Here is a 24,515-nt window from a genome sequence, read left to right on the forward strand (position 1 = left end):
GAGATGGTCATGCCGGGCGACAACATCACGATGGATGTTGAGCTTGTGAGTGACGTGGCGCTTGAGAAAGAGCTTCGCTTCGCGATCCGCGAGGGTGGACGCACTGTCGGTGCCGGCGTTGTAACTGAGATAACGGAGTAGCTGATGGATCTGGGTCAGAAAATTAGAATCAGGCTGAAAGCATACGATCATCACGCTCTCGACAAATCGACTCGAGAGATTGCCCGGACAGTACTGCGTAGCGGCGCGAAAATCGCCGGTCCGGTTCCTTTGCCAACCAAACGTACTGTTTATACTGTTTTGAGGTCTCCTCATGTCGATAAGAAATCGCGTGAGCAATTCGAGACCCGGATACATAAGCGAGTGATGGATATTTATAGTTCCACTCCCGAAACGGTGGATTCATTGATGAAACTCGATCTGCCTGCCGGTGTGGACGTAGAAATAAAAGTGTAGTAAGATGAAGGTTATTTTCGGAAGAAAAATAGGTATGACCAGGGTTTTCACCGAAGACGGTGAGAGCATTCCTGTGACAGTAGTCCAGGCCGGTCCCTGTCCGGTGGTTCAGGTAAAAACGAAGGAAAGCGACGGCTACCCGGCTCTCAAGGTTGCCTTTGATGAGATTAAGGAGTCGCGTTGCAACATGCCGATGAGCGGTGTTTTCAAGGGTGCCGGTATTGCGCCACACCGTTACTTGCGGGAGATCCGCCTCGATAAAGACGCCGAGGATGTTTCTGTCGGCGATTCAGTCAAGGCTGATGTCTTCAAGGTTGGCGACAAAGTAGATGTCTCCGGTCTTTCGAAGGGGCTCGGATTTCAGGGCACTGTCCGTCGTCACGGTTTCGGTGGCGGTCCCAAAACCCATGGCCAGTCAGATCGTCTGCGCGCCCCGGGTTCAATCGGCCAGTCGTCGTATCCCTCCAGGGTCCTGAAGGGTACGCGGATGTCCGGTCGTATGGGTGGCAAAAAGATCACGGTCAAAAACATACGGGTTGTCAAGGTCGATCCGGAAAACAATCTCATCTGTCTGAGGGGCGCGGTGCCCGGTAAGAAGAACAGTTTTATAAGGATTGCAGGTACTAAGTAGCATGGTTAAAGCCAGGAAATTGACATCAGGCGGTTCCGCTGGTGAAGTTGACTTGAACCCGGCGGTGTTCGAATACGAACCTAAGAAATACCAGGTACATGAATATATTAAATCGTACCTGAGGAATCAAAGGCAGGGAACTCACAGCACAAAGACACGGTCTGAAGTCGCCGGCGGTGGAGCCAAGCCCTGGCGCCAGAAAGGTACCGGAAGAGCGCGTGCCGGAACCAATAATTCTCCTCTCTGGATCGGTGGCGGCGTTATCTTCGGCCCTAGACCGCGTAACTATCATCGCAATATTCCCCGGCGTTTGAAACGTCAGGCCCTGAAATCATTGTTGGCCGATAAAGCCCAGAATCAGAAGATCGTGGTGTTTGAGGAACTGCAACTTGAAAAACCTCGCACCAAGAGCGTAATCGAGTTTATGGTGAACCATGACCTGTACGGGCACAAGGTGTTGATATTGAATGATAAAGTTAATAAGAATTTTGAGCTTTCATGCAGAAATATACCGGGTATCGAATACCGCCCGGCTCGTCTTTTGAATTCGTACGACCTGATGAACGCGGAATATCTGCTTCTGACAGAATCGGCTCTTACGGCAGTTGAGGAGGTATTTGGAAAATGAAGGATCCTCGCAAAGTTTTGATATCGCACCTGATCTCGGAAAAGTATTCCGAGCTTAGAGAAGAGCAGAATCTTTATGTTTTCCATGTCGCTGACGACGCCAATAAGCTGGATGTCAAGTATGCTGTCGAGAACCTTTTTGAAGTCGATGTCGAGAAGGTCCGTACCATGGTAGTACGTGGTAAAATTAAGAGGCTGGGGCGATTTGTCGGTAAGCGGCCGAACTGGAAGAAGGCGGTTGTATATTTAAGGAAGGACCAGGCGATTACCAAGCTCGACGCGGTTTAAGATGTCCGCCTGACAGCGCTTGAAATTACGAGGTAAGTAAAAATGGCTATTAAAAAATTTAAACCGTATACACCATCGATGAGATTTCGGACGGTGGCTTCGTTTGAGGAAGTCACAAAAACTCGTCCCGAGAGATCATTGGTAAAGATACTGAAGAAGTCCGGTGGTCGGAACAATAAGGGACGGATCACGATCTTCCAGCGTGGCGGAGGCCATAAACGCTACTACCGGGTCATTGATTTCAAGCGTGACAAGATTGGCATACCGGCTCGAGTGGCCGCGATCGAATACGATCCTAACCGTTCGGCCCGTATCGCATTGCTGTATTATGCCGATGGCGAGAAGCGCTATATGCTTGCACCTAATGGTTTGCGTGTCGACGACAAGGTCGTTTCCGGACCCGATGTCGAGGTTAAGATCGGAAATGCCACTCCGTTACAGAGAGTACCGCTGGGAAGCTTTGTGCACAATGTCGAGATGATTCCGGGGCGCGGCGGACAGTTCGCCCGCAGTGCCGGTACAATGGCGGTGCTGGCGGCCAAAGAGGGCAAGATGGCCCATATCAAGATGCCGTCGGGCGAAGTCAGGTTGATTCCGCTCAAGTGTTACGCCACAATCGGCCAGGTCGGAAATATCGACCATGAGAACATCATCTGGGGCAAGGCCGGTAAATCGCGCTGGTTAGGTTTCAGGCCGAATGTCCGCGCTGTGGCGATGAACCCGGTCGATCACCCGATGGGTGGCGGCGAAGGACGTTCCTCCGGCGGACGTCATCCCTGTACTCCCTGGGGCAAGCCGACCAAGGGATACAAGACCAGGAAAAAAGGTAAATTGTCAGATAAATATATTGTGAAGCGCAGGAAATAACTGAAGGAGGTTTTGGATGGCTCGCTCTTTGAAAAAAGGGCCCTATATTGATGACCATTTGTTGAACAAGGTCAATAAGATGAACGAAACTGGTGATAAGAAGGTTAGCAAGACCTGGTCGCGTCGTTCGACGATATCGCCTGAATTCGTCGGCCATACTGTCGCTATCCATACCGGTAACAAGTTTATCCCTGTGTATATAACTGAAAATATGGTAGGACATAAGCTGGGTGAGTTTGCACCGACTCGGACTTTCCGCGGTCATGCCGGCAAACTGACCGAGCGTTCGTCCTCGATTAAGTAGAGTTTGTATTATGGAAGGCGTAGCACGTTCAAAGTATGTTCGCATGTCACCCCGCAAGGTTCGCCGGGTGGCGGAGCTGATCAAGGGCCGTATGGTCGAAGAAGCAGTCGATATGCTTCGTTATGTGCCCAAGCAGGCGGCTGTGCCGCTTTCCAAGACCATACGATCCGCGGCGGCCAATGTCATGTCGAGCGAGGGTTCGACCAAGGTCAAGTCCGACGAACTTCGGATCACTTCCGTCTTTATCGACGGTGGTCCGATGCTCAAAAGGTTTCAACCGGCCAGTATGGGACGCGCGTTTCGGATTCGCAAGCGCACCTGCCATCTGACGGTCAGGGTTTCCGATGAGGGGCGGACTGAAGCGCGTCTCGAACGCGAGGCGGCCAGACGGACACGTAAGAAAAAGAAAACGACTAAGAAGCAAGATAACGAGTAACGGGAGGAGTTTTGGGTCAAAAATCGCATCCGATAGGCCTCAGGCTGGGGGTCATCAGATCATGGAATTCCAAATGGTTTGCCCAGAGAAATTTTCCTGATCTGTTAGAAGAAGATCTCAAGATCAGAGGATACATCAATAAGCGTCTGGAGAATGCCGGACTGGCCCGCGTGGAGATACTGCGTGCGCCCAAGAAGATCACGGTAGATATCCATTCCTCCCGACCCGGAATCGTTATCGGCCGTAAAGGTGCCGAAGTAGATAAATTGCGCGAAGAGTTACAGCTTTTGACCAAAAAAGATATCACTTTGAATATCATGGAAGTGAAGAAGCCGGAGCTGGATGCCAGGCTGGTGGCAGATTCGATTGCCCGTCAGCTTGAGGGACGAATCTCATTCAGGCGCTGTATGAAGAAGGCCATTATCGGGTCCATGAAGATGGGCGCCGAGGGTATCAAGGTCATGTGCAGTGGACGCCTGGGAGGAGCTGAAATCGCCCGCAGTGAGAAATATATGGAGGGGCGTGTTCCGCTTCATACACTCAGGGCAGACATCGATTATTCGACTTCGACGGCAAATACAACCTACGGCACCATAGGTGTAAAGGTCTGGATCTGTCGGGGAGAGATCCTGGATAAGCCCTCGGCTGAACTGGCCGAGGATACCGCGCAACCGGATATGCAGAGGAAGCGTCAGGCCCAGCAGTCCCGGAAGCGCAGGCCTCGACCCAAATCCAGGGTGCGCAAGAAAAGAAATGCCTCTGCAGAAGCTCAATCGCAGAAAGCTAAACCTGAAGAGGCCCGGTCAAGTGGTTCACAATCAGCTCAGCCCAGGGGCGGAGCTGACAGCAAGTCTCCGGGAGGTTCCTCGGGCAAGAAGCCTGACCAGGAATCTTAAAAACTGGAGATAAATCTCTTGCATCAGTAAGATTTATTTATATATTTGGGACTTTCTGTTTAATTTGCGCGACGGTTAGGAGTACGATTTATGTTAATGCCCAAGCGGGTTAAGTATCGCAGACAGCAACGCGGAAGGATGAGAGGTAAAGCCTACCGCGGCTCCACTATCTCATTTGGTGAATACGCCCTGAAGGCGCTCAAGCCGGCCTGGATCACTAACCGTCAGATAGAAGCCGCTCGTGTGGCTTTGACCCGTCGCATCAAGCGTGGCGGTAAAGTTTGGATCAGGATATTTCCTGATAAGCCGTTTACCAAGAAACCGGCTGAAACCCGTATGGGTAAGGGCAAGGGCTCGCCTGAATACTGGGTGGCGGTGGTCAAGCCGGGCCGAATCCTGTTCGAGCTGGAAGGTGTCTCGGAAGATCTGGCACGTCAGGCGATGAAGCTGGCGGCCGACAAGCTGCCGATTCCGTGCCGGTTTGTAACTCGCGGCGACGTGGGAGGAAACTGATATGAAGTCAGAGATGTTGCGTGATCTGGCCCGGGAGGAGATCGAGCAGAGGCTTCTGGATGCCGAGGAGGAGTTGTTTAACCTGCGGCTCAAAAAGCGCGTTCAGAAACTTGATAATCCGCTTCGCCTGCGGGTGCTCAGACGGGATATAGCCCGGATGAAAACAATATTACATGAACATGAAGAAGGTATTCGCAAGCTTTCGGCCTCGACCGGGAAAATCCTCGAGTCGAAATAAGAAGCAGTATTAAGGAGTAGCCGAGGTGACTGAAACCAAAGACAGAGGATTGCGCAAAACCCGTCAGGGTGTGGTGCTCTCGAACAAGATGGATAAAACGATCGCTGTCGAGCTGGATCGAACCATGCGGCATCCGCTGTACGGAAAGATTATTCACAAGCGTGCCAAGCTGTACGCCCATGACGAGCAAAATGATGCCAATATCGGGGACAGGGTTCTGGTTATGGAAACTCGTCCGCTATCTAAGATGAAACACTGGAGACTGGTAAAAATCTTGGAGAGAGCCAAATAAAATGATACAGGAGTACACCAGACTGAACGTCGCCGATAACACCGGCGCTAAAAAAGTAATGTGTTTCCGTGTTCTCGGGGGAACCAAGCGCAGGTACGCCCGTGTGGGAGATATCATCGTCTGCGCGGTTAAAGACGCTATCCCCAACGGCACGGTCAAAAAGTCGGATATCGTCAAGGCTGTAGTCGTCCGCACACGGTTTTCGACTCGCCGCAAAGACGGCAGTTACATCCGTTTCGGTGACAACGCCGCGGTTATTATCAATGAACAGCAGGAGCCACGCGGGACCCGTATCTTCGGCCCTGTGGCCAGAGAATTGCGTGAAAGAAAATTCATGAAGATTGTTTCCCTCGCGCCCGAGGTATTGTGAGGTCACTATGAGAATAAAAAAAGGTGATCATGTAAAAGTTATCAGTGGCAAGGACAAAGGCAAGATCGGTAAGGTCCTGCGGGTTATCCCCGAGACAAACCGTGTGCTGATTGAAGGTGTCAACCTGATCTATCGCCACAGCCGTCCGACCCAGCAGAATCCCAAGGGCGGGATCGTTGAAAAAGAAGGCCCGATCAACGCTTCCAACGTAATGCTCTATGATACCCGAGCCAATTCGGCCACCAGGGTGAATTATCGGGTGATCAAGGATGAGGACAGGAATCTGACCTCCAAGGTCAGGATTTCCAACAAATCCGGGGAGATTCTCTGATGGATATGAAGTCAAAATATTACAGCGAGGTGCGGGATAAACTCGTAAAAGATTTGAACCTTGAAAATGTGATGGAAGTACCCAGGCTCCAGAAGATCGTACTGAATATGGGTGTCGGTGAGGCTATCCTGAATTCAAAGCTGTTGGACGCGGCCGTGGCGGACCTGCGCGTTGTCGCCGGTCAACAGCCGGTTATCCGTCGCGCCAAAAAATCGATTTCGAATTTTAAACTGCGTGAAGGTATGCCGATCGGATGTTCGGTTACTCTCAGGCGTGAACGCATGTACGAGTTCTTCGACCGCCTGATTAATTTTGCCCTGCCGCGCGTACGGGATTTCCGTGGTATTCCCACCAAGGGTTTTGACGGTCGTGGCAATTATACCATGGGTGTCAAGGAGCAGTTGATATTTCCCGAAATCGATTATGATAAGATCGATAAAGTCAGAGGGCTCTCGATAACATTCGTGACCAGTTCAAAAAATGACGAAGGTGCTTTCGCGCTCTTGCGTGAACTGGGTATGCCCTTCAGGAAGAAATAAGGAGTGGTTTGTGGCTAAGAAGTGTCTGATCGCCAAAGCCAAGCGCAAGCAGAAATTCAAAGTGCGTGAATACAATCGCTGTCGCCGTTGCGGCCGTCCCCGTGCCTATATGCGCAAGTTCGGAATCTGTCGAATTTGTTTTCGGGACCTGGCCCTGGCGGGTGATATTCCCGGCGTGGTCAAGGCCAGCTGGTAGGAGAATGATTTTATGAGTATGACTGATCCGATCGCTGATCTGTTGTGCAGAATCAGAAACGCGGCCAAAGCCCAGCACAAGGCTGTCGATGTGCCGGCTTCCAATGTGAAGCGCGACATAGTTCAGCTCCTCAACGATATGCGTTTTATCCGCAAGTTCTCGGAGTTGAAAATCGACGGCAAGCCGTTCATCAGAGTCTGGCTGCGTTACAATAAAAATGACGAATCGATCATCTCCGGCCTGGAGAGAGTTTCCAAGCCCGGGCTGAGAGTCTATGCTAATTCTGATGATCTGTTTCGCATGCAACAGAATGTCGGCACCATGCTGGTCTCTACATCCAAAGGTGTTTTAACCCACAAGCAGGCGCTACAGATGAGAATCGGTGGCGAAATTCTTTGCAGAGTTTGGTAGGTAAAGATGTCCAGAGTAGGAAAACAACCGGTCAAGATTCCGGATAAGGTCAAAGTTGAGCTCAAGGATTCGGTGGTTTACGTTAAGGGCCCCGGCGGTGAGTTGAAACAGGCGATTCATCCGGAAATCGAAGTAAAAATTGAAAAGGACGTGGTCACAGTCCAACGTCCGTCGGATTCGAAGTTTTTCAAGGCTCAACACGGCCTCGTGCGTGCCCTGATCAACAACATGGTGATCGGGGTTACCGATGGCTTTACTCGTACGCTTTTAATCGAGGGTGTTGGTTACCGGGCAGAAATCAAGAAGAATATGCTCTTTCTGGCTTTGGGGTATTCCCATCCGATATACCTTGTTCCTCCTCCGGGAATCAAGATTGAATGTGAGGGACAGCAGAAGATAAAGGTCTCGGGCGCGGACAAAGCCCTGGTTGGCCAGGTGGCCGCCAAGGTCCGTTCCTTCAGACCACCCGAGCCGTACAAGGGCAAGGGAATCAAGTATGAGAACGAATATATTCGTCGCAAGGCCGGCAAGACAGCCGCATAATCTGAGGAACTGAGAATGTCAAAGAAGTTAGCTCGTAAGGCCAATAAATATGAACGCAGGAGAAAGCGTGTTCGCGCAAAAGTCACCGGCACCGCGGAACGTCCGCGACTGACCGTGCAGAAGACGCTCCGTCATATCTACGCCCAGATCGTGGATGACACCTGTGGCCAAACGCTGGCTTTTGTCTCCTCGCTCTCGGGTGCTATCCTGAACGACAAAAAGGATGAGGATACCAAGACCAACCTGAGTTTCAAGGTCGGTAAAGAGCTGGCGGGGCAGGCCAAAGAAAAAGGTATTGAAAAAGTAGTTTTTGACCGCCAAGGCAATATCTATCACGGCCGAATCAAGGCTGTGGCTGATGGCGCTCGCAAGGGCGGACTGAATTTTTAAAATAAGGGTAACATGAGACCGCAGAAGCAGAGATACGAACAGGATGGTTTCGAGCTCGACGAGCATGTCATCAACGTGAACCGTGTGGCCAAGGTTGTAAAGGGCGGACGCAAGTTCTCCTTTACCTCGCTGGTTGCAGTAGGCGATCGCAATGGCAAGGTCGGCATCGGTTACGGAAAGGCCCTGGAGGTCTCCGGCGCGATTTTTAAGGCTAATGAAGCCGCTCGCAAGGATATGGGCAAAGTCTCGGTGGTGGAGGGAACTATTCCTCACCAGATCGTTGGCAAGTTCGGGGCCGCACGAGTGATGCTTCGCCCGGCTTCGCCCGGTACCGGAATCATTGCCGGGGCAGGAGTACGCGCAATAATGCAGGCAGCTGGAATCCAGGATATTCTGACCAAGTCACTGGGATCCTCTAACCCGGTTAATATCGTCAAGGCCGCGATGAACGGGCTTCGCAACCTGCGTTCGGAAGAGGATGCGCTCGAATTCCGCGAGGTGACCAAAGAGGAAATCCAGAAGACCGAACTGCCCCCGTCGGAAGCCGAAACTGAAGAAACTGAGAAGGCGGAGTAGTTGAAAGATGGCGGGTAAACTTAAAGTAACACAGATCAAATCGCTGTCCGGGCGCAAACAGCAGCATATTCGCACGATCGAAGCGCTGGGCTTGAAGCGGATTCGTCACTCAGTGATACACAACGACACCCCGCAGATTCGCGGTATGATCAAGGTTGTCGATTTCATGGTCGAAGTGGAGGAGGTTTAAATGGAACTGCACAGGCTGGAAAAACCCGCCGGCTCGACCAAATCCCGTAAACGGCTGGCCCGTGGAGCGGGTTCCAACCAGGGCGGACAGGCCGGAAGAGGCCACAAGGGACAGCGTTCGCGCTCCGGTTCCAAGAGGCGTCCCTGGCATGAAGGCGGTCAGATGCCGCTCACGAGGAGAATCCCGAAGAGAGGATTTGTCAATCCTAATAAAATCTATTATCAACTCGTCAAGGTTGGCGACCTGGCAACAAAATTTTCTGAACCGAGTGAGGTCAAGCCCGAAGATATGAAGGAAGCCGGATTGATTCGTGACCTGGATAAACCGGTGAAAATTATGGGCGATGGCTCACTTGAAATCGGACTGACCATATACGCTCAGGCGTTCACCAAATCCGCCGCGGAGATCATCTCTAAAGCGGGTGGAAAGGTGGAGAGGATCTAAGTGCTGGAATCTTTCAGGAACGTATTTAAGATCAAGGAACTGCGCACCAGGATTCTGTTTACCCTGGGGATTCTGGTTGTCTATCGGATCGGTGGGCATATTCCCACTCCGGGTATCGACGGCGATGCCCTGTTTTCGTTTTTTAACAAACAGGGTGGCACGCTGTTTGGCCTGTTCGACCTGTTCGTCGGAGGCGCATTTACAAAGGCTACTATCTTCTCTCTGGGAATTATGCCGTATATTTCGGCTTCAATTATTCTCCAGCTTCTGGGTCCGGTGATCCCGCATCTCCAGAGGCTCCAGAAGGAGGGCGAAGAAGGCCGGCGCAAGATCACCCAGTATACTCGTTACGGTACGGTGCTGATCGCCGCTTTGCAGGCTTATGGCACTTCCGTTTTTCTACAGTCACTCAACGCTCAAACCGGCACACTGATTGTCACCAACCCAGGGCTCGGTTTCCAGATGCTGACCGTTCTGACATTCACGACCGGTACGATTTTTATCATGTGGCTGGGTGAGAAAATCACCGAGAAAGGCATCGGTAACGGTATTTCACTTATTATTATGATCGGTATCGTGGCCCGTATTGTACCTGGTTTCTTCGAGGAATTCCAGAAGATTTTGATCGATCCTTCACGTATTCCGGGGGCGGTGTTTATCCTGGCCTTTATGGTTGCGGTTATCGCCGCAGTTATCATGGTCACTCGTGCTCAGCGTCGAATCCCGGTCCAGTACGCCAAGCGTGTTGTCGGACGAAAGGTCTACGGTGGTCAGGCGACACATCTGCCGTTGTCTGTCAATACGGCCGGCGTAATTCCGATTATTTTCGCGCAGTCGATTATGTTCGCGCCGCAGACTCTGGCGACTTTCTTCCCCGGTACGGGTATCGCCGCATTCATGAATACATATTTCAACTATACATCAGTTTTATACAACCTTATCTACGCCATCGTGATTGTGTTCTTCGCATTCTTCTATACCGCGATTGTTATCAATCCGGTTCAGCTTGCGGATAACATGAAAAACCAGGGTGGTTTCATTCCGGGCAAACGTCCCGGTAAGGCCACTGCGGATTATATCGATAAAGTCCTGACGCGAATAACGCTTCCGGGAGCGGTCTTCTTTGCGATAATCGCGGTGATGCCGAACTTCCTGATCGGGTTCGCCGGGATTCAATTCTATTTCGGCGGTACCTCGGTCCTTATTCTGGTCGGTGTGGCTCTCGATACTCTGCAACAAATCGAGTCCCACCTGCTTATGCGTCACTACGATGGCTTCATTAAAAAAGGTAAGATTCGCGGGAGGTCGATGTAATGCTGTTGGTTATGCTGGGCCCTCCAGGCTCCGGAAAAGGTACTCAGGCCAAACGCCTGGCAGAGAAACTGAACTTGAAACATCTCTCCACCGGGGATATCCTGCGTGAAAATGTCAAGCAGGGCACAGACCTTGGCAAGCGGGCCAAGGAATACATGGACAAGGGTGACCTGGTTCCAGATGATGTTATCCTGGGGATGATCAAGGATACACTCAAATCCGAGAAACAGGCCGACGGTTTCATTTTCGACGGTTTCCCGCGCACAATTCCGCAGGCGGAAGGTCTCGATAAGATGCTGGCTTCCGAAAGCGAGAAGCTTGATTCCGCGCTTAATCTGGAAGTTTCCGACCAGGAAGTTGTTAACCGCCTGTCGGGGCGATATTTCTGTCCGAAATGCCAGAGGACTTATAATTATCCGGCCAACCTTCCCAAGAAAGAGGGTATCTGCGATGATTGCGATGTCGAACTGCAGAAGCGCAAGGACGACACCGAGGAAGTCGTTAAAAACAGGCTGGAAGTGTACAAGAAGCAGACCGAACCTTTAATCGGTTATTATAAAGAACAGTCGATTTTGAAAAATGTCGACGGCGAACGAGAAATCGGAACTATCTTCGATGATCTCGTATCAATAGTCAAAGCGCTCTGACGCGGGGCTGAAATGGTCGAACTTAAGTCTCCGCAGGAGATTGAGAAAATGCGGGCGGCGGGAAATATCGTCGCCGAAACTCTGAAACTTGTTGAGAAGGAGGCCAAACCGGGAGTACCCACTTCCAGGCTTGACAAACTTGCTGAGGATTATATACGGTCTCGAGGAGCCACGCCCTCATTTTTGAATTACCGCGGATTTCCGGCTTCAGTATGCATCTCTATAGGATGCGAGGTAGTACACGGGATTCCCTCCAAAAAGCGTGTAATTGAGGAAGGGCAGTTGGTTTCTATCGATATCGGTGCCTACCTGAACGGGTATCATGGTGATGCCGCGCGTTCTTTTTTTGTGGGTGAGCCAAATGAGACCGAATCAAAACTCCTTGCAGTAACCAGGCAAGCGCTCGAGCGTGGAATCGCTCAGGCCAGAGATGGGAACTTTTTGGGAGATATTTCGTTTGCCATACAGTCATGCGCCGAGGAAAACGGCTTCAGTGTCGTTCGCGATCTGGTCGGACATGGGATCGGCAGGAAGATGCATGAGGAACCGCAGATTCCAAACTATGGCAAGCCCAAAACCGGTATTCAGCTCAAAGAAGGTATGACAATGGCAATAGAGCCGATGGTCAATCTCGGGACATGGATGGTTGAATTTTTGGATGACAACTGGACGGTCGTGACAAAAGACCGCAAGCTCTCGGCTCATTTTGAGAATACGATTGCCATTACCAAAGATAAAGCGGAGGTTTTAACTATAAGTTAGTATGGCCAAAGAAGAGTCAATAAAAGTCGAGGGTAAGGTTATTGAGCCTTTGCCGAACGCGATGTTTCGGGTGGAACTTTCCAACGGTCATGTCGTTCTGGCCCATATTTCCGGTAAGATGCGTATGCATTATATAAAGATATTACCGGGCGACAAGGTTACCCTTGAGCTCTCGCCCTACGATCTCAGCAAGGGTAGAATAGTTTACAGATATAAGTAGTAAATATTTTTATATGAGGATATAGATATGAAGGTAAGATCATCAGTAAAAAAACGCTGCGAACACTGCAAAGTGATACGTCGCAAAGGTGTTCTGCGTGTGATTTGCAAAAATCCGCGGCATAAGCAGAGACAGGGTTAAGGAGGAGAAGTGGCTCGTATAGCAGGTGTTGATCTTCCCAGGGACAAGCGAGTAGATATAGCGCTGACTTATATATATGGTATCGGTCGTACGACAGCCAATAAGATTATAAAAGCTACCGGCGTCGATCCATCCACTCGCGTGCATGCCTTGAGCGAGGGAGATGTGTCCAAGTTGCGTACAGCGATCGATGAATACCGTGTCGAAGGTGTCCTGCGGGGCGAAGTGATGATGAATATCAAGCGTTTGATTGACATCGGATCGTATCGCGGCCTGCGTCATCGCAGGGGATTGCCGGTGCATGGTCAGCGTACCAAGACCAACGCTCGTACCCGCAAGGGACCCAAGAGGACAGTGGGTGGAAGGAAGAAACCTCCGGCACCCAAGTAAACCGAGAACAATTTGCTTGATATATTAAGGAGCAGATGTGGCAGATCCTAAACGCAAACGCGGAAAAAAGAAAGTAAAACGCGCCGAATCAAGGGGTGTCGTTCATATAAAGGCGACCTTCAACAACACCCTCATCTCGATTACCGACATGAAGGGCAACGCGGTGTCATGGGCCTCGGCCGGTAAGGTTGGCTTCAAGGGGTCCAAGAAGAGCACACCGTTTGCTGCCCAGGTGGCGTCCGATTCAGCCGCCAAGGAAGCGATGGATGCTGGTGTGCGCAAGGTCGAAGTGTGGGTCAAGGGGCCCGGCTCCGGTCGTGAAGCGGCGATTCGATCGCTTCAGGCCGCCGGACTGGAAATCGTGGCTATTCGCGATGTCACTCCAATCCCGCACAATGGATGTCGTCCGAAAAAACGGCGCAGAGTGTAAGGAAAGGAATTTTAATGGCAAGATATCGGGGAAGCGTCTGCAGGCTTTGCAGGAGAGAAGGCGAAAAACTGTTTCTGAAGGGATCACGTTGTTACAGCGAAAAATGCGCTATCGAAAGGCGCAGTTTCCCGCCCGGACAGCATGGATTCAACGTTCGCAGAAAAATTTCCGATTATGGCGTACAGCTTCGTGAGAAGCAGAAAGTCAAAAGAATTTACGGCCTGTTAGAGAAGCAGTTTCACTCATACTACGTAGAAGCCGCGCGTCAGAAAGGTGTGACCGGCGAGAATCTCCTGGTTCTTTTGGAAACCCGTCTGGACAATATCGTCTATCGTCTCGGGTTTGCGCCCTCGCGCAGAGCTGCCCGTCAGCTTGTCAGACACAGGCATTTTACGGTTAATGATAAGATCGTTGATATACCTTCATATATCTGTAAGCCTGGCGAGATTGTCAAAGTCAGGCCCAAAGGCAAGAACCTTGAAGTAGTTCATCTTGCCCTGAGAGAATCCGACCGAGCTGTCGATTTGCCATGGCTCAGGCTAAATAAGGCCAATCTGGAAGGTGAGCTTCTGGAGAAGCCCAAGCGGGCCGATATTCCGTTGACAGTTCAGGAACAGCTGATTGTTGAGCTTTATTCGAAGTAATCCGGGAGGCGTTCAAGAATGAAATGGAAACCCTTGACAATGCCAAAGGAAGTGGCCAAGGAGACATCATCCGAAACTCCTTTTTTCACCAAGTTCGTATTCGAACCGCTCGAACGCGGTTTCGGAACTACCATAGGTAATGCCCTCCGGAGAGTGCTGTTGTCTTCGATCCACGGCTCCGCGGTTACCGCGGTCAGGATCGACGGCGTTTTGCATGAGTTCGGTACGATAGAGGGGGTATATGAGGATGTCACTGATATTATTCTCAATATCAAACGGCTCTGGCTGAGGCTGGATGCCGATGAGGCCAAGACGATGACATTGCATGTCAACAAGGCCGGGAAATATTCTGCGGGTGATATCGAGACCGGCCCGGATATCGCCATCATGAATCCGGACCTGCATATAGTTGAATTGACCAAAGACATCGATATGAAGATCGAAATGGATGTCGACACCGGCCGTGGGTATATCCTGGCCGAGGGCAATCGCCGTCTCGATGCTCCGGTTGGAACGATCTGGGTCGATTCACTCTTTTCACCGGTCATCAAAGTCAATTACTCTGTCGAGAACACGCGTGTCGGGCAGAGTACCGATTATGACCGCTTGATGATGGATATTACTACAAACGGCGTGATCACCCCCGAGGATGCGCTCGGTTATGCCGCCAAGATCCTGAAAGATCACCTGATCCCGATGATCAATATCGACGAGGAGATCGTGATCGAAGAGGAAGAGGAAGAAGACGAGGAAACTATCCGTATCCGGCAACTTCTCAATACTCGCGTAGATGAGCTGGAGCTTTCGGTCAGATCCTCTAACTGCCTGCGGGCGGCCAATATTCAGACTCTGGCCGACCTGGTGCGCAAAACCGAGTCGGAAATGCTCAAGTATCGCAATTTCGGACGTAAGTCTCTGACCGAGTTGAATTCGATTCTGGATGAACTGGGTTTGTCATTTGGTATGGATGTAGAAAAATATTTTGAGAACCAGAAAGATAAGTAACAGCCATGAGACACGGTAAAAAAATACACAGACTCAGCAGACCCGCCGAACATCGCCGGGCGCTTTTAAACAACCTGGCTTCGGCTTTAATTGCAAATAAGCAGATTCAGACTACGGAAGCCAAGGCCAAGGCTTTGAAACCCTACATGGATCGCCTGATTGCGACCGCTATGAAGAATACCCTGCAGGCCAAGCGCCTGGTGGGACAAAGACTGGCCAACAAAATGGCAGTCAGGGAGCTCCTGACCGGTGTAGTGCCAAAGCTCGAAGGACGTAATTCCGGTTTTACGAGGATCCTGCATTACGGCACCCGCAGGGGCGACGGAGCTCGTTTGTCGGTGATTCAACTTCTGCTCGAAGAGGATGTTACTGAGAAGAAGAAAAAGACGAAAAAGAAACCGGCACGAAAAACCGCTTCCAAGTCAAAGAAAGACACAAAGGCTGAAACAAAACCTGAAGAGGAATCCAAAGTAGAAGCTGAACGTGCAGAAGCCTCTGAAGCACAGGCTGAGCAGGCCCAGGCAGATAAAGACAGCGAAAAAACGGAAGCCGGTGCCTCCGCTGAACAGGAAACTCCAAAAGAGCCTGAAACTGAAGCGAAAGATGAACAGGCTCAAGAAGAAACCGCTGAAGAAAAGCCTGCCGATGAAGCTGGTGAAGACGAAAAGAAGAAAGAGTAAATTTCTTAGAAAATACTGATTATTAAGGCAGTGTAGTTCAATGCACTGTCTTTTTTTGTGCCATTTTTTCCTTAAATTTTGGAAAAGATTTCCCCAAATAATTAACTTAACGATCACCTTTTGTTTGTCCGCCGACCTATCTCGTTGTCTCACAACGAAGTAATTTCTTTGAAATATCTGTGCGAAATTGGCACACAGTTTGATTAATGATGCGTGGAGGATTGTCTATGGATAATACTATTAGAACAGCATTGCTCGACAAGACAAATATCAAGCATCTCTCAAAACTGGCCGATCTTTCGGCGCTGAAGAACAAACTGATCGCCTCGAATGTGGCCAATGTAGAAACACCCGGATATCAAAGGAAGACCTTTGATTTCGACCGCACACTGCGCAAATCAATGGAAGAGCCGAAATTGCGCGGAGTAGAAACACATCCGAAACACATCCCGCTCGGCGATGACCAGGATCGTCCGCCGAAGATCATCCATGTCAAGCATTCCGAAAATTCGACCGGAATCAACAGTGTGGATATCGATCAGGAGATGTCCGAGATGTCGCAAAACCAACTGATATATCAATTTGGGAGCAAGATGCTGAGCCGAAAGTTTAACGGACTGACATCTGCAATCAGGGGTGAATGATAATGAGTGATATGTTTGCATCTTTAAAGATTTCAGGCTCCGGCCTGTCAGTTAACCGTCGCAAGATGAATGTGACGGCTGAGAATATCGCCAATGTTGAGACCACCCGCACCCGTGGCGGAGGACCTTATCGAAAGAAAACTCTGCATATATCCGGCCGTCCGGAGGCAGTTGACTTCAATACGGTTCTTCGCAAGCACACCCTTTCACTAAACCGTTCGCATAACAATCATTTCAACACCAGGAAGGTTAATTACGTGGACGGTCTCGAGATCACACTACCCGAATCAAGAGAGGCACTTGATCCCGAGAGTAAAGTCAAGATGGTTTATGATCCGGCGCATCCGGATGCCAACGAAGATGGCTGGGTGGCAATGCCGGATATCAATATTCTCATGGAAATGGTAAACATGATGACTGCGGCACGGTCTTTTGAAGCCAACGCCACAGCGCTCGAAGCAACCAAGAATATATATTCAGCGGCTTTGGATATTTAAAGGAGGGTATCGTGACTACAGCTTATGCTCAGGTACAGGCCTGCGACTGTATGCGCTCAGAAAGCCGCCGGAACCTGCAGTACACGACATCATTGAACAAGACATCGGAACAGGGTGATATTTCCGGTGCCAGCTTTCTGGACTATCTCGATCAGAACGAGATTTCTTTTTTGAGCAAGGAGTTCAGCCTCTCCGACAATTGGATTATGCCGGATGAGCTCGAGCTCTCGATTAATAACCTAAAAAGAGGAATTGATATTCAGGCATGAAAGTCGATTTAATTCAGCAGGTTAATAACACAAGCGGCCTCTCTGACATGATGCGCAGAGAGACTATTCCCCAGGCAGAACCCCCGGCCAAAGAAAACTTTGCGGGACTACTGAAAAGCATGGTCGAGGATGTAAACGAGATTCAGCATGATGCTGCGGAACTGGAAACAAGATTTCTGAAAGGTGAAATATCGGACGTTCATCAAGTCATGATTGCCGCGGAAGAAGCCAGTGTCTCTTTCAAGTTGTTGATGGAAATTCGCAACAAGCTACTGGAATCCTATCGTGAAATCATGCGTATGCACGCTTAATGGACTAAGCTATGGATTCATTACAAAGGTTTTACAAAGGCCTGACTGAACTGATAAAAAAGTTCAGCCTTACACAACTGCTTTTAATAGCGACAATATTCGTCATCAGCCTGGTTGGAATAATGTTTGTGGCCGGGGTTTTCAAGTCGGTCACCTACGGAGTTCTGTATTCTGATCTGGATCCCCAGGAATCAGGTGAAATTGCCGCCGAACTCAAGGAGATGGGTGTCTCCTATGAGCTTACCGATGGTGGCAAAACGATCAAGATTCCTTCCGGGGATGTTTACCAGACCCGGATCACACTTGCCAGCCAGGGTATGCCGACCGGAGGCTCGGCCGGATACTCGATTTTTGACAAGACCAACCTGGGGATGACCGATTTTATTCAAAAAGTGAATTATCGCCGGGCTCTCGAAGGTGAGCTTGCGCGGACAATATCTAACCTGGAGGAAATCCGGGCAGCACGTGTCCATATCGTGATCCCGGAAAAACGGCTGTTCCAGGAAGACCAGAAAGAGCCGACCGCTTCGGTCGTATTAAAGCTTTCAGGGGCAGGATCTTTAACCAAACGACAGATGTACGGTATCAAGCACCTGGTGGCTTCCAGCGTGGAAGGCCTGATGGCGGAAAATATCACCATCGTAGACAACTGGGGTAACCTGTTGACATCACCCCAGGGCAGTGATCCGATGGTCGCGCTTTCGGCAACGCAACTTGAACTCAAAAAGACTGTTGAATCATATCTCGAAAACAAGGCTCACAGCCTGCTTGCCAGCGCGCTCGGAAATTCGAGAGCGGTCGTTAAAATCGATGCCGAACTTGATTTCGACCAGGTCTCCAAGACCATGGAATCGTTCGATCCGGACCAGGTGGCGATCCGTTCCGAGGAACGCCTGGAAACCGCTATGGCTGATTCCTCAATTGGCACTGACACATCCCTGGCCGGCGGCAGCGAAATCACTGAGAGAGTGATTACGAACTATGAAGTCAGTAAATCGGTTCAATCGGTGGCATCGTCGGTAGGAAACATCAAGAGATTGTCGATTGCTATTCTGGTCGACGGTTCCTATGAAGAAATTGAAAATCCCGAGGGAGTTATAGAAAAAGAATACATCCCCCGTGATTCAACGGAGTTGGCGCAACTGTCGGCAATTGTAAAACGTGCGGTTGGTTTTGACGATACCCGTGATGATGAAATCTCGATCGTTAATATTCCATTCGACACGAGCGATTTGGAACAGCAGCAGATGGAGATGCAGAAGATGGATCAGATGAATTTCTACATCGAGGTCGGCAAAAAAGTGCTGATCTTCCTGGGAATCCTGATCGCCTTCCTGTATGTCCGCAGTAAGCTCAAAAAGGTGTTTAGGGCAATAGCTCGCTATGCTCCCAAACCACCTCCTGCACCAAAGGTCGATATGAAGAAACAAGAAGAAGAGAAAAAGAAGAAAGAAGAAGAGGAAGAGATCAAGCTCGAAAAGCCGAAACCAAAACTGATTGACAAGATGAAAGTTATGGCTGAACAACAGCCCGACGAGCTCGCTAAAGTTATTAAAACCATGATGATGTCAGAGTGACGAGTATATGGCAATTTCCTACGAAGAACTCACAAGTGTACAAAAGGCGGCTATTGCCCTGATCGCGTTCGGGCAGGAAGTTTCTTCTGAAATCCTGAAGGGTCTTTCCGATCGTGAACTGGAGCAAATTACAGTAGAGATTTCTAATTTACGCGACGTTCCCCCGGAAATCGAAGAAAAAGTCCTGGAGGAATGTTACAACATTTATGTTGCCCGCAAATATATAAACCAGGGCGGTATAGATTACGCTCGCAATGTGCTGGAAAAGGCGGTCGGCAAATCGAGAGCGGTCGATTTGTTAAACAAGCTCGAAAGCTCCCTCACCACGACCGGTTTCGACCTCCTGAAGGGTATCGATCCCAAGCAGTTAGCGCAGTTCTTCCAGGGCGAACATCCCCAGACTATTTCGCTCATCATGACACAGCTATCTTCGAACCAGGCTGCGGCAATTCTGGCTGAACTGCCCGCCGAACTGCAGTCCGAGGTCGCTTATCGGGTAGCTACAATGGAAAAAATTGCTCCGGATATTCTAAAGCAGATCGAAAAAACTCTGGATGCTCATTTTGGATCATCAGCTTCACGTGACCTGTCAGTATCCGGAGGAACGAAGACGATAGCTGACATTCTGAACCTGGTGGAGACTTCAGCTGAGAAAAATATCCTGCAGTCGCTCGAGGCCGAGGATGCCGAGCTGGCGGCTGAGATCAAGAACATGATGTTCGTTTTTGATGATGTTGTGCTCCTTGACGATCGCGCGATACAGAGGCTATTGCGAGAGGTCGAAACCAAGGATCTCTCGATCGCACTCAAGGCCAGCAACGAAGAAGTCAAAGAAAAGATTTTCGCCAATGTTTCCGAGCGTGTCGGTATCATGGTCAAAGAAGAGATGGAATACATGGGTCCGATGCGTCTCTCGGATGTCGAAGCGGCCCAGCAGCGAATTGTAGAGACTATCCGACGCCTCGAAGAGCAGGGACAGATTGTCGTCTCAGGCCGTGGCGGCGGAAAGGAAGAACTCGTTGTCTAAGATCATTGCTTCTGCGCAAATCCACGAAAGCAGAATTCCCGTCGGACGAATCGAGAAAGTCGTCAAAGAGCGCGTTGTGCGCGAGGCGGTCTATCTCGAACTCAAAGAAAAGCTCGAGGCCGAAGTGGCCCAAAGTTACCAGAAGGGTTTACAGAAAGGTGTCGAACAGGGACGCCAGAATGGCTACAGCGAGGGGCTCGATGTCGGCCAGGCGGAAGCGAAAAAAATCGAGGCTCAAGCCAATCAAACCGCACAGCAGGCACGCCAGACAATCGAACAGTTCAAATCGCTTTTAGTCGAAGTCAATAACCAGAAAAACAACCTCTACCTGTCTGCCGAACGAGAGATTCTCGAACTTGCAATTTTGCTGGCGAAAAAGATTATCCGTACCTACGCACAAAACGATCAAAACATTGTCCTCGATACGATCAAGCAAGCGCTGCCGATTCTGGTCGAAAAAAGCAACCTGATTCTAAAAGTAGCGCCCGCTCAGGAAAAGTTCATCCGGGAAAATCTGGAAGATATCATGATGATGGACAATGAGCTGAAGAAAATCAAAATCGAGACTGACCGCAGGGTGGGAGCCGGTGGTGTGATCCTCGAAACTGATTCAGGCCGGGTTGACGCCCGTCTCGAAAAACAGCTCGAGACTTTGGTCGAAGCCGTCAAAAAAGAGATTCCCGAGAAGTAAGCAAGCAGGCAGTCATGCTGGAAAAATACATCGAAGCAGTTCAGGATACCCGTACTCTCTGGCAGGACGGCAAAGTGGTCGAAGTCATCGGCCTGGTGATTACCTCAACAGGTCCGGCTACTTCTGTTGGAGAACTGTGCAAAATATACCCTCATCCGGATTCCGAACCTGTCCTGGCGGAAGTTGTCGGCTTTCGGAATAATCAGGTTCTATTGATGCCTCTGGGAGACCTGTCCGGGATCAATCCTGGATCGGTTGTGGTCGCAACCGGAGAAAACCTCTCGATAAATGTCGGTCATGAGTTGATCGGCCGGGTAGTGGGAGGTATAGGTCAGCCAATCGACGGCAAGGGGCCGATTAAAACAAGCCGGCGTCGACCTATTTACGCCAATCCGCCCGATCCACTGGCGCGTACGCGCATAAAAGAGCAGATGGTGACCGGTATCCGTGCGGTCGACAGTTTCGTCGCCTGCGGTAAAGGCCAGAGGATGGGTATATTCTCCGGTTCCGGTGTGGGCAAGTCTGTATTGATGGGCATGGTAGCCCGTAACAGCCGTTCCCCGATCAATGTTATCGGGCTGATCGGTGAAAGAGGCCGAGAAGTCCGCGAATTTCTGGAAAAGGATCTGGGAGAGGAAGGACTCAGTCGTTCAGTTGTCGTCTCGGTGACTTCCGATCAACCCCCTCTTGTAAAGGTCAAGGGCGCGCTGGTGGCGACTACGATCGCCGAGTACTTCCGCGAACAGGGAGAGGATGTTATCCTGATGCTGGATTCGGTAACCCGTATCGCTATGGCCCTGCGAGAAATCGGGCTGGCTGTCGGAGAACCACCCGCCACAAAAGGATATACTCCGTCGGTATTTACTTTCCTGCCGAGATTTCTGGAACGCACCGGTACTTCGGCTGAGGGCAGTATTACCGGTATGTATACGGTTCTGGCTGAAGGAGACGATCTCAATGATCCGATCAGCGACACTGTCAGATCGATCCTGGATGGCCATATCGTGCTCTCGCGTCGTCTCGCAAACCGCAACCATTACCCGGCCATCGAAGTGCTCGAATCAGTATCGCGTCTTATGGTGGATATCTGTTCCGATGATCACCGCGATTATACCAACAAAATTCGACGTCTGCTGGCAGCTCATCGGGAGGCCGAGGACCTGATCAATATCGGTGCCTATGTCAAAGGATCTGATCCGATCATCGACGAGGCAATAGCCAAGATAGACCGAATCAACTCGTACCTCAAACAGGATATGTACGAAAAGAATAATTTCGAGCAGGACCTCAAGCGCCTGCGGGAGATAGCCCTGAATGAAAAAGTTCCATTACCGGCTACAGAGAATACTGTCGGTCAAACGAACCCTCAAGAAACAGGCGCAGAAAGCACTGGCTAAATCCCAGAATGAGCGCAATTCTCAGAAAAGGACGCTCGAAAACCTGGAGCGCGAACTGGTCGAGAGATTGACGGCCGAAAAGACATCCCGCCGTGACAAGCTCGACCTGCATCACCTTAACCTTTACCACGGTTACATCTCTCAGCTTAAATTCATGATCCTGAATCAGCGCCAGCTTCTGGCCAATGCCGAAAAAGATGTGGAAGAAAAGCGAGAGAAACTGGTTGAAGCTTCACGCGAGGAGAAAAAATACGCGCGCCTGAAAGAAATCCGCAAGGAAGAATACACCCGTGAACTCGAACTCGCCCTGCAGAAAGAGACCGACGAATTCGCCAAAAACGTCCACCGCTTAAATAAGTAACCCTTACATAGCTGATACACAAGATCAGGTTTGCGACGGATATTCCTGGCGATAGAATTCCTCAATCAGTGGGCGTGTGATGCTGGACGTGTCTTTGACCAAAAGAGTGTCCAGAATTTCCCTCGCCCTTTCAGGATCCCGGTCCCTGGTTATATGATAAATCCTGAGGATATTGGCGATTGCTGGATGCTTATTGAGAATATCCTCCTGTTCGAGGAGTTTCGCCTTATCCTCCATCTTTACCGGACCGCGATACATCTTGGCGGCCTCAATGAAGGCGTTGGGGTACATCTTGAATTTTTCCATGAATTCAATGAAGAGTGAATCTGCTGTCGCGGTATCACCGGTCAGGTAATTCACGACAGTGTAATAAGTGTAGACCTTGAAGGAACGAGTGGCGTGCTCGACCCCGTAGGCGGACAGTTGTTTGAGCTTTTCATAATCCTTGTTCTCATAATAGATTTGAGCCGGCAGGAAATAGAAGTATTCCTCGTCGGGATGCACTTCGAGTCCCACAAGCGAGTAGTACAGGGCGCTGTCGACACGTTCCAGTCCGCGATTGAGATGAACATTGTAATACAACGTGGAATATGACGAATCTCCCAGTTTCAGGGCCTGGTTGAATTTACTGTAAGCTGAATCAAAGGCCTCGATTTCGTAATAGGCTACACCCGCCAGGAATTTGAGTTCCGCAAAGGTCGTTTCCGCATCGGCATTTTCCAAATAGACGGAAGCGCGAGTGAAATTGTTGCCCCTGACATAGGATTTGCCCGCCATGTAATACCATGTTGGTGGGACCTTATTACGCGCCAGGGGGACGTACCTGAGATAATACGATGACGCCTCGAGATTTCGCCCGGCATCCATCAGTTTTTTGCCGATCTGAATTCCAGCCAGCGTATCGCCCTGGTCAGCCCGGCATCTCAGGATCGAATCATCAAGATTGTATTCTTTGTAGGGCTTACGTTTACTCATCTCTTTATATAACTCGATAGCCTGATCATAATTTTCTGACAGTCGGTACGATTTTGCCAGAACCTGGGATGCAGTCGGGTAGCGGTAGAGGTTTTCCATCCGGTTGAGATAAGAAATCGCTTCTCCATAGGACTTGTTCATATGATACGCGAAGCCGGTAATGAAGTTCAGCGCGTCGGAGGCAGTTTCCGGAGCGGAATTGAACTGGTTTAAAAATTCTATTGCCTGGATAAAACTGTCTTCGCTGATTTTTCTCCAGGCCAGGGTCATAGCCGCCAGGGTATCCTGTTGTGCCACCATCTGCTCCAATACGGAATCCTCGGTTTCTGCTAAATGAGTGTCGATCCAGGGAGGCTGAATCGCTTCCGGCTTGTTATCCCCGCATTCACATGATACCAAAATCGTCAGGCAACCGATTATGGCAACAGCGATAGAATGCACAATTCTCTTGGTAAGTTTTCTATTGTATTTTAGGCTCATGCTAATCTCCTCGCAAGTTATTCGCGTTCATATAATCTGATACAAAATATTGATCCTCTGGATTATCGCAAGTAAATAAAAATCCGTGATTCTGTTCCGAATTATTCAGCTTTTAGCTTCATCGGCTAAAGCCGGAGATTCGAAAAGCCGATTTTAGAAATATCATGAGTAAACTGACAGATAAATATCCCCGAAAGAAACCTCAGGAATGCGCCTATGTCAAGGTCTGTTATCTATCCGAGGCTATGGACTGTTTCGGATACAAACAGGACTGCCCTCTGTATATCAAATCCAATGGTAATTTTCTGAGCGAACGAAGCTTCCACGAAGCAGTCGATAAGATGATCGACAAGACCAAAGCCAAGCATCTCGGCCTTTTATAGGAAAATCTTTCTTTCCCGATCGGAATTAAAGTCCCATTAACAGCTTAAAACTCATTCCAAAAGCGGCCAATATAACACTGAAAGCTCAATATTAACTCGATGTAATACATTGAGATGCAACAGATTATTTCC

At 49.9% G+C, this 24,515-nt stretch carries 43 protein-coding genes; 42 read left to right on the forward strand and 1 reads right to left on the reverse strand.

Features of this window, described 5'->3' with window-relative positions; translation table 11 throughout:
• The 41 genes from tuf to fliJ all read left to right on the forward strand — a co-directional run.
• On the forward strand, positions 1–141 hold a 141-nt coding region (tuf, locus tag GF404_06195), incomplete at its 5' end, for an elongation factor Tu (GenBank protein ID MBD3381768.1).
• A gap of 3 nt (positions 142–144) precedes the next feature.
• Positions 145–456, forward strand: coding sequence for a 30S ribosomal protein S10 (rpsJ, locus tag GF404_06200; GenBank protein MBD3381769.1), 312 nt, complete (start codon positions 145–147; stop codon positions 454–456).
• A 4-nt stretch (positions 457–460) separates the two neighbouring features.
• Complete coding sequence (gene rplC / locus GF404_06205) at positions 461–1,087, forward strand: 50S ribosomal protein L3 (protein ID MBD3381770.1); 627 nt, start codon at positions 461–463, stop codon at positions 1,085–1,087.
• A gap of 1 nt (position 1,088) precedes the next feature.
• On the forward strand, positions 1,089–1,715 hold the full coding sequence (rplD, locus tag GF404_06210) for a 50S ribosomal protein L4 (protein ID MBD3381771.1): 627 nt from the start codon (positions 1,089–1,091) through the stop codon (positions 1,713–1,715).
• Positions 1,712–2,002: a 50S ribosomal protein L23 gene (gene rplW / locus GF404_06215; GenBank protein MBD3381772.1), complete on the forward strand. Its 291-nt coding sequence runs from the start codon at positions 1,712–1,714 to the stop codon at positions 2,000–2,002. Before rplD ends, rplW begins: the two co-directional genes overlap by 4 nt.
• Positions 2,003–2,044: 42 nt before the next feature.
• Positions 2,045–2,869: a 50S ribosomal protein L2 gene (gene rplB / locus GF404_06220; GenBank protein MBD3381773.1), complete on the forward strand. Its 825-nt coding sequence runs from the start codon at positions 2,045–2,047 to the stop codon at positions 2,867–2,869.
• A gap of 16 nt (positions 2,870–2,885) precedes the next feature.
• Positions 2,886–3,173, forward strand: a complete 288-nt coding sequence (gene rpsS, locus GF404_06225; GenBank protein MBD3381774.1) for a 30S ribosomal protein S19 — start codon at positions 2,886–2,888, stop codon at positions 3,171–3,173.
• 10 nt (positions 3,174–3,183) lie between these two features.
• Positions 3,184–3,609 carry a 50S ribosomal protein L22 gene (gene rplV, locus GF404_06230; GenBank protein ID MBD3381775.1) on the forward strand — a complete coding sequence of 142 codons (426 nt, stop codon included), beginning with the start codon at positions 3,184–3,186 and terminating at the stop codon, positions 3,607–3,609.
• A gap of 11 nt (positions 3,610–3,620) precedes the next feature.
• The gene (gene rpsC, locus GF404_06235) at positions 3,621–4,505 is read left to right on the forward strand and encodes a 30S ribosomal protein S3 (GenBank protein MBD3381776.1); all 885 of its coding nucleotides are present in this window, start codon (positions 3,621–3,623) and stop codon (positions 4,503–4,505) included.
• 90 nt (positions 4,506–4,595) lie between these two features.
• A complete protein-coding gene (gene rplP / locus GF404_06240; GenBank protein ID MBD3381777.1) occupies positions 4,596–5,018 on the forward strand; it encodes a 50S ribosomal protein L16 in 423 nt (140 codons plus the stop codon).
• A gap of 1 nt (position 5,019) precedes the next feature.
• Entirely contained in the window at positions 5,020–5,256 is a 237-nt protein-coding gene (gene rpmC, locus GF404_06245; protein MBD3381778.1) for a 50S ribosomal protein L29, read from the forward strand.
• 88 nt (positions 5,257–5,344) lie between these two features.
• Positions 5,345–5,548, forward strand: coding sequence for a 30S ribosomal protein S17 (gene rpsQ, locus GF404_06250; GenBank protein MBD3381779.1), 204 nt, complete (start codon positions 5,345–5,347; stop codon positions 5,546–5,548).
• A gap of 1 nt (position 5,549) precedes the next feature.
• A complete protein-coding gene (rplN, locus tag GF404_06255; GenBank protein ID MBD3381780.1) occupies positions 5,550–5,918 on the forward strand; it encodes a 50S ribosomal protein L14 in 369 nt (122 codons plus the stop codon).
• 7 nt (positions 5,919–5,925) lie between these two features.
• Entirely contained in the window at positions 5,926–6,249 is a 324-nt protein-coding gene (rplX, locus tag GF404_06260) for a 50S ribosomal protein L24 (protein MBD3381781.1), read from the forward strand.
• Entirely contained in the window at positions 6,249–6,788 is a 540-nt protein-coding gene (gene rplE / locus GF404_06265) for a 50S ribosomal protein L5 (GenBank protein MBD3381782.1), read from the forward strand. The genes rplX and rplE overlap by 1 nt, the downstream gene beginning before the upstream one ends.
• Positions 6,789–6,798: 10 nt before the next feature.
• Positions 6,799–6,984, forward strand: a complete 186-nt coding sequence (locus GF404_06270; GenBank protein ID MBD3381783.1) for a type Z 30S ribosomal protein S14 — start codon at positions 6,799–6,801, stop codon at positions 6,982–6,984.
• A gap of 12 nt (positions 6,985–6,996) precedes the next feature.
• Complete coding sequence (rpsH, locus tag GF404_06275) at positions 6,997–7,395, forward strand: 30S ribosomal protein S8 (GenBank protein ID MBD3381784.1); 399 nt, start codon at positions 6,997–6,999, stop codon at positions 7,393–7,395.
• 6 nt (positions 7,396–7,401) lie between these two features.
• Positions 7,402–7,938: a 50S ribosomal protein L6 gene (gene rplF / locus GF404_06280; GenBank protein ID MBD3381785.1), complete on the forward strand. Its 537-nt coding sequence runs from the start codon at positions 7,402–7,404 to the stop codon at positions 7,936–7,938.
• A 15-nt stretch (positions 7,939–7,953) separates the two neighbouring features.
• Positions 7,954–8,328, forward strand: a complete 375-nt coding sequence (locus GF404_06285; protein MBD3381786.1) for a 50S ribosomal protein L18 — start codon at positions 7,954–7,956, stop codon at positions 8,326–8,328.
• A gap of 12 nt (positions 8,329–8,340) precedes the next feature.
• Complete coding sequence (gene rpsE / locus GF404_06290) at positions 8,341–8,904, forward strand: 30S ribosomal protein S5 (GenBank protein MBD3381787.1); 564 nt, start codon at positions 8,341–8,343, stop codon at positions 8,902–8,904.
• A 7-nt stretch (positions 8,905–8,911) separates the two neighbouring features.
• A complete protein-coding gene (gene rpmD, locus GF404_06295; protein ID MBD3381788.1) occupies positions 8,912–9,094 on the forward strand; it encodes a 50S ribosomal protein L30 in 183 nt (60 codons plus the stop codon).
• On the forward strand, positions 9,095–9,538 hold the full coding sequence (gene rplO, locus GF404_06300) for a 50S ribosomal protein L15 (GenBank protein ID MBD3381789.1): 444 nt from the start codon (positions 9,095–9,097) through the stop codon (positions 9,536–9,538).
• Positions 9,539–10,852 (forward strand): preprotein translocase subunit SecY, encoded by a 1,314-nt coding sequence (gene secY, locus GF404_06305; GenBank protein ID MBD3381790.1) that lies wholly within the window; start codon positions 9,539–9,541, stop codon positions 10,850–10,852.
• Positions 10,852–11,499: an adenylate kinase gene (locus tag GF404_06310; protein MBD3381791.1), complete on the forward strand. Its 648-nt coding sequence runs from the start codon at positions 10,852–10,854 to the stop codon at positions 11,497–11,499. The genes secY and GF404_06310 overlap by 1 nt, the downstream gene beginning before the upstream one ends.
• Before the next feature lie 12 nt (positions 11,500–11,511).
• Entirely contained in the window at positions 11,512–12,261 is a 750-nt protein-coding gene (gene map / locus GF404_06315; GenBank protein MBD3381792.1) for a type I methionyl aminopeptidase, read from the forward strand.
• 1 nt (position 12,262) lies between these two features.
• Positions 12,263–12,481, forward strand: a complete 219-nt coding sequence (gene infA, locus GF404_06320; protein MBD3381793.1) for a translation initiation factor IF-1 — start codon at positions 12,263–12,265, stop codon at positions 12,479–12,481.
• A 27-nt stretch (positions 12,482–12,508) separates the two neighbouring features.
• Positions 12,509–12,622, forward strand: a complete 114-nt coding sequence (rpmJ, locus tag GF404_06325; GenBank protein MBD3381794.1) for a 50S ribosomal protein L36 — start codon at positions 12,509–12,511, stop codon at positions 12,620–12,622.
• Between the two features lie 9 nt (positions 12,623–12,631).
• Positions 12,632–13,012, forward strand: a complete 381-nt coding sequence (rpsM, locus tag GF404_06330; protein MBD3381795.1) for a 30S ribosomal protein S13 — start codon at positions 12,632–12,634, stop codon at positions 13,010–13,012.
• Positions 13,013–13,049: 37 nt separating this feature from the next.
• Entirely contained in the window at positions 13,050–13,442 is a 393-nt protein-coding gene (rpsK, locus tag GF404_06335) for a 30S ribosomal protein S11 (protein MBD3381796.1), read from the forward strand.
• A 14-nt stretch (positions 13,443–13,456) separates the two neighbouring features.
• Entirely contained in the window at positions 13,457–14,086 is a 630-nt protein-coding gene (gene rpsD, locus GF404_06340) for a 30S ribosomal protein S4 (GenBank protein ID MBD3381797.1), read from the forward strand.
• Positions 14,087–14,104: 18 nt separating this feature from the next.
• Positions 14,105–15,091 carry a DNA-directed RNA polymerase subunit alpha gene (locus GF404_06345; GenBank protein MBD3381798.1) on the forward strand — a complete coding sequence of 329 codons (987 nt, stop codon included), beginning with the start codon at positions 14,105–14,107 and terminating at the stop codon, positions 15,089–15,091.
• Between the two features lie 5 nt (positions 15,092–15,096).
• Positions 15,097–15,771: a 50S ribosomal protein L17 gene (gene rplQ, locus GF404_06350; GenBank protein ID MBD3381799.1), complete on the forward strand. Its 675-nt coding sequence runs from the start codon at positions 15,097–15,099 to the stop codon at positions 15,769–15,771.
• A 206-nt stretch (positions 15,772–15,977) separates the two neighbouring features.
• The gene (gene flgB / locus GF404_06355; protein ID MBD3381800.1) at positions 15,978–16,415 is read left to right on the forward strand and encodes a flagellar basal body rod protein FlgB; all 438 of its coding nucleotides are present in this window, start codon (positions 15,978–15,980) and stop codon (positions 16,413–16,415) included.
• Positions 16,412–16,912, forward strand: a complete 501-nt coding sequence (flgC, locus tag GF404_06360) for a flagellar basal body rod protein FlgC (GenBank protein MBD3381801.1) — start codon at positions 16,412–16,414, stop codon at positions 16,910–16,912. Before flgB ends, flgC begins: the two co-directional genes overlap by 4 nt.
• A gap of 11 nt (positions 16,913–16,923) precedes the next feature.
• On the forward strand, positions 16,924–17,181 hold the full coding sequence (locus GF404_06365; GenBank protein MBD3381802.1) for a hypothetical protein: 258 nt from the start codon (positions 16,924–16,926) through the stop codon (positions 17,179–17,181).
• Positions 17,178–17,492, forward strand: a complete 315-nt coding sequence (gene fliE / locus GF404_06370; protein ID MBD3381803.1) for a flagellar hook-basal body complex protein FliE — start codon at positions 17,178–17,180, stop codon at positions 17,490–17,492. The genes GF404_06365 and fliE overlap by 4 nt, the downstream gene beginning before the upstream one ends.
• An 11-nt stretch (positions 17,493–17,503) precedes the next feature.
• Positions 17,504–19,069, forward strand: coding sequence for a flagellar M-ring protein FliF (gene fliF, locus GF404_06375; protein MBD3381804.1), 1,566 nt, complete (start codon positions 17,504–17,506; stop codon positions 19,067–19,069).
• A gap of 7 nt (positions 19,070–19,076) precedes the next feature.
• Positions 19,077–20,096 (forward strand): flagellar motor switch protein FliG, encoded by a 1,020-nt coding sequence (fliG, locus tag GF404_06380; GenBank protein MBD3381805.1) that lies wholly within the window; start codon positions 19,077–19,079, stop codon positions 20,094–20,096.
• On the forward strand, positions 20,050–20,787 hold the full coding sequence (locus GF404_06385) for a hypothetical protein (GenBank protein MBD3381806.1): 738 nt from the start codon (positions 20,050–20,052) through the stop codon (positions 20,785–20,787). The genes fliG and GF404_06385 overlap by 47 nt, the downstream gene beginning before the upstream one ends.
• Before the next feature lie 14 nt (positions 20,788–20,801).
• Positions 20,802–22,184 (forward strand): flagellar protein export ATPase FliI, encoded by a 1,383-nt coding sequence (gene fliI, locus GF404_06390; GenBank protein ID MBD3381807.1) that lies wholly within the window; start codon positions 20,802–20,804, stop codon positions 22,182–22,184.
• Positions 22,102–22,545, forward strand: a complete 444-nt coding sequence (gene fliJ, locus GF404_06395) for a flagellar export protein FliJ (GenBank protein ID MBD3381808.1) — start codon at positions 22,102–22,104, stop codon at positions 22,543–22,545. Before fliI ends, fliJ begins: the two co-directional genes overlap by 83 nt.
• A 24-nt stretch (positions 22,546–22,569) precedes the next feature.
• On the opposite strand, the gene GF404_06400 is transcribed toward fliJ, so the two are convergent.
• A complete protein-coding gene (locus tag GF404_06400) occupies positions 22,570–24,000 on the reverse strand; it encodes a hypothetical protein (protein MBD3381809.1) in 1,431 nt (476 codons plus the stop codon).
• A gap of 164 nt (positions 24,001–24,164) precedes the next feature.
• Here GF404_06400 and GF404_06405 point away from each other — a divergent pair, with 164 nt between their 5' ends.
• Positions 24,165–24,383, forward strand: coding sequence for a hypothetical protein (locus GF404_06405; GenBank protein ID MBD3381810.1), 219 nt, complete (start codon positions 24,165–24,167; stop codon positions 24,381–24,383).
• The last annotated feature ends 132 nt before the right edge of the window (positions 24,384–24,515 follow it).

This window comes from Candidatus Zixiibacteriota bacterium (assembly GCA_014728145.1).
In the GTDB taxonomy this organism is placed as follows: domain Bacteria; phylum Zixibacteria; class MSB-5A5; order JAABVY01; family JAABVY01; genus WJMC01.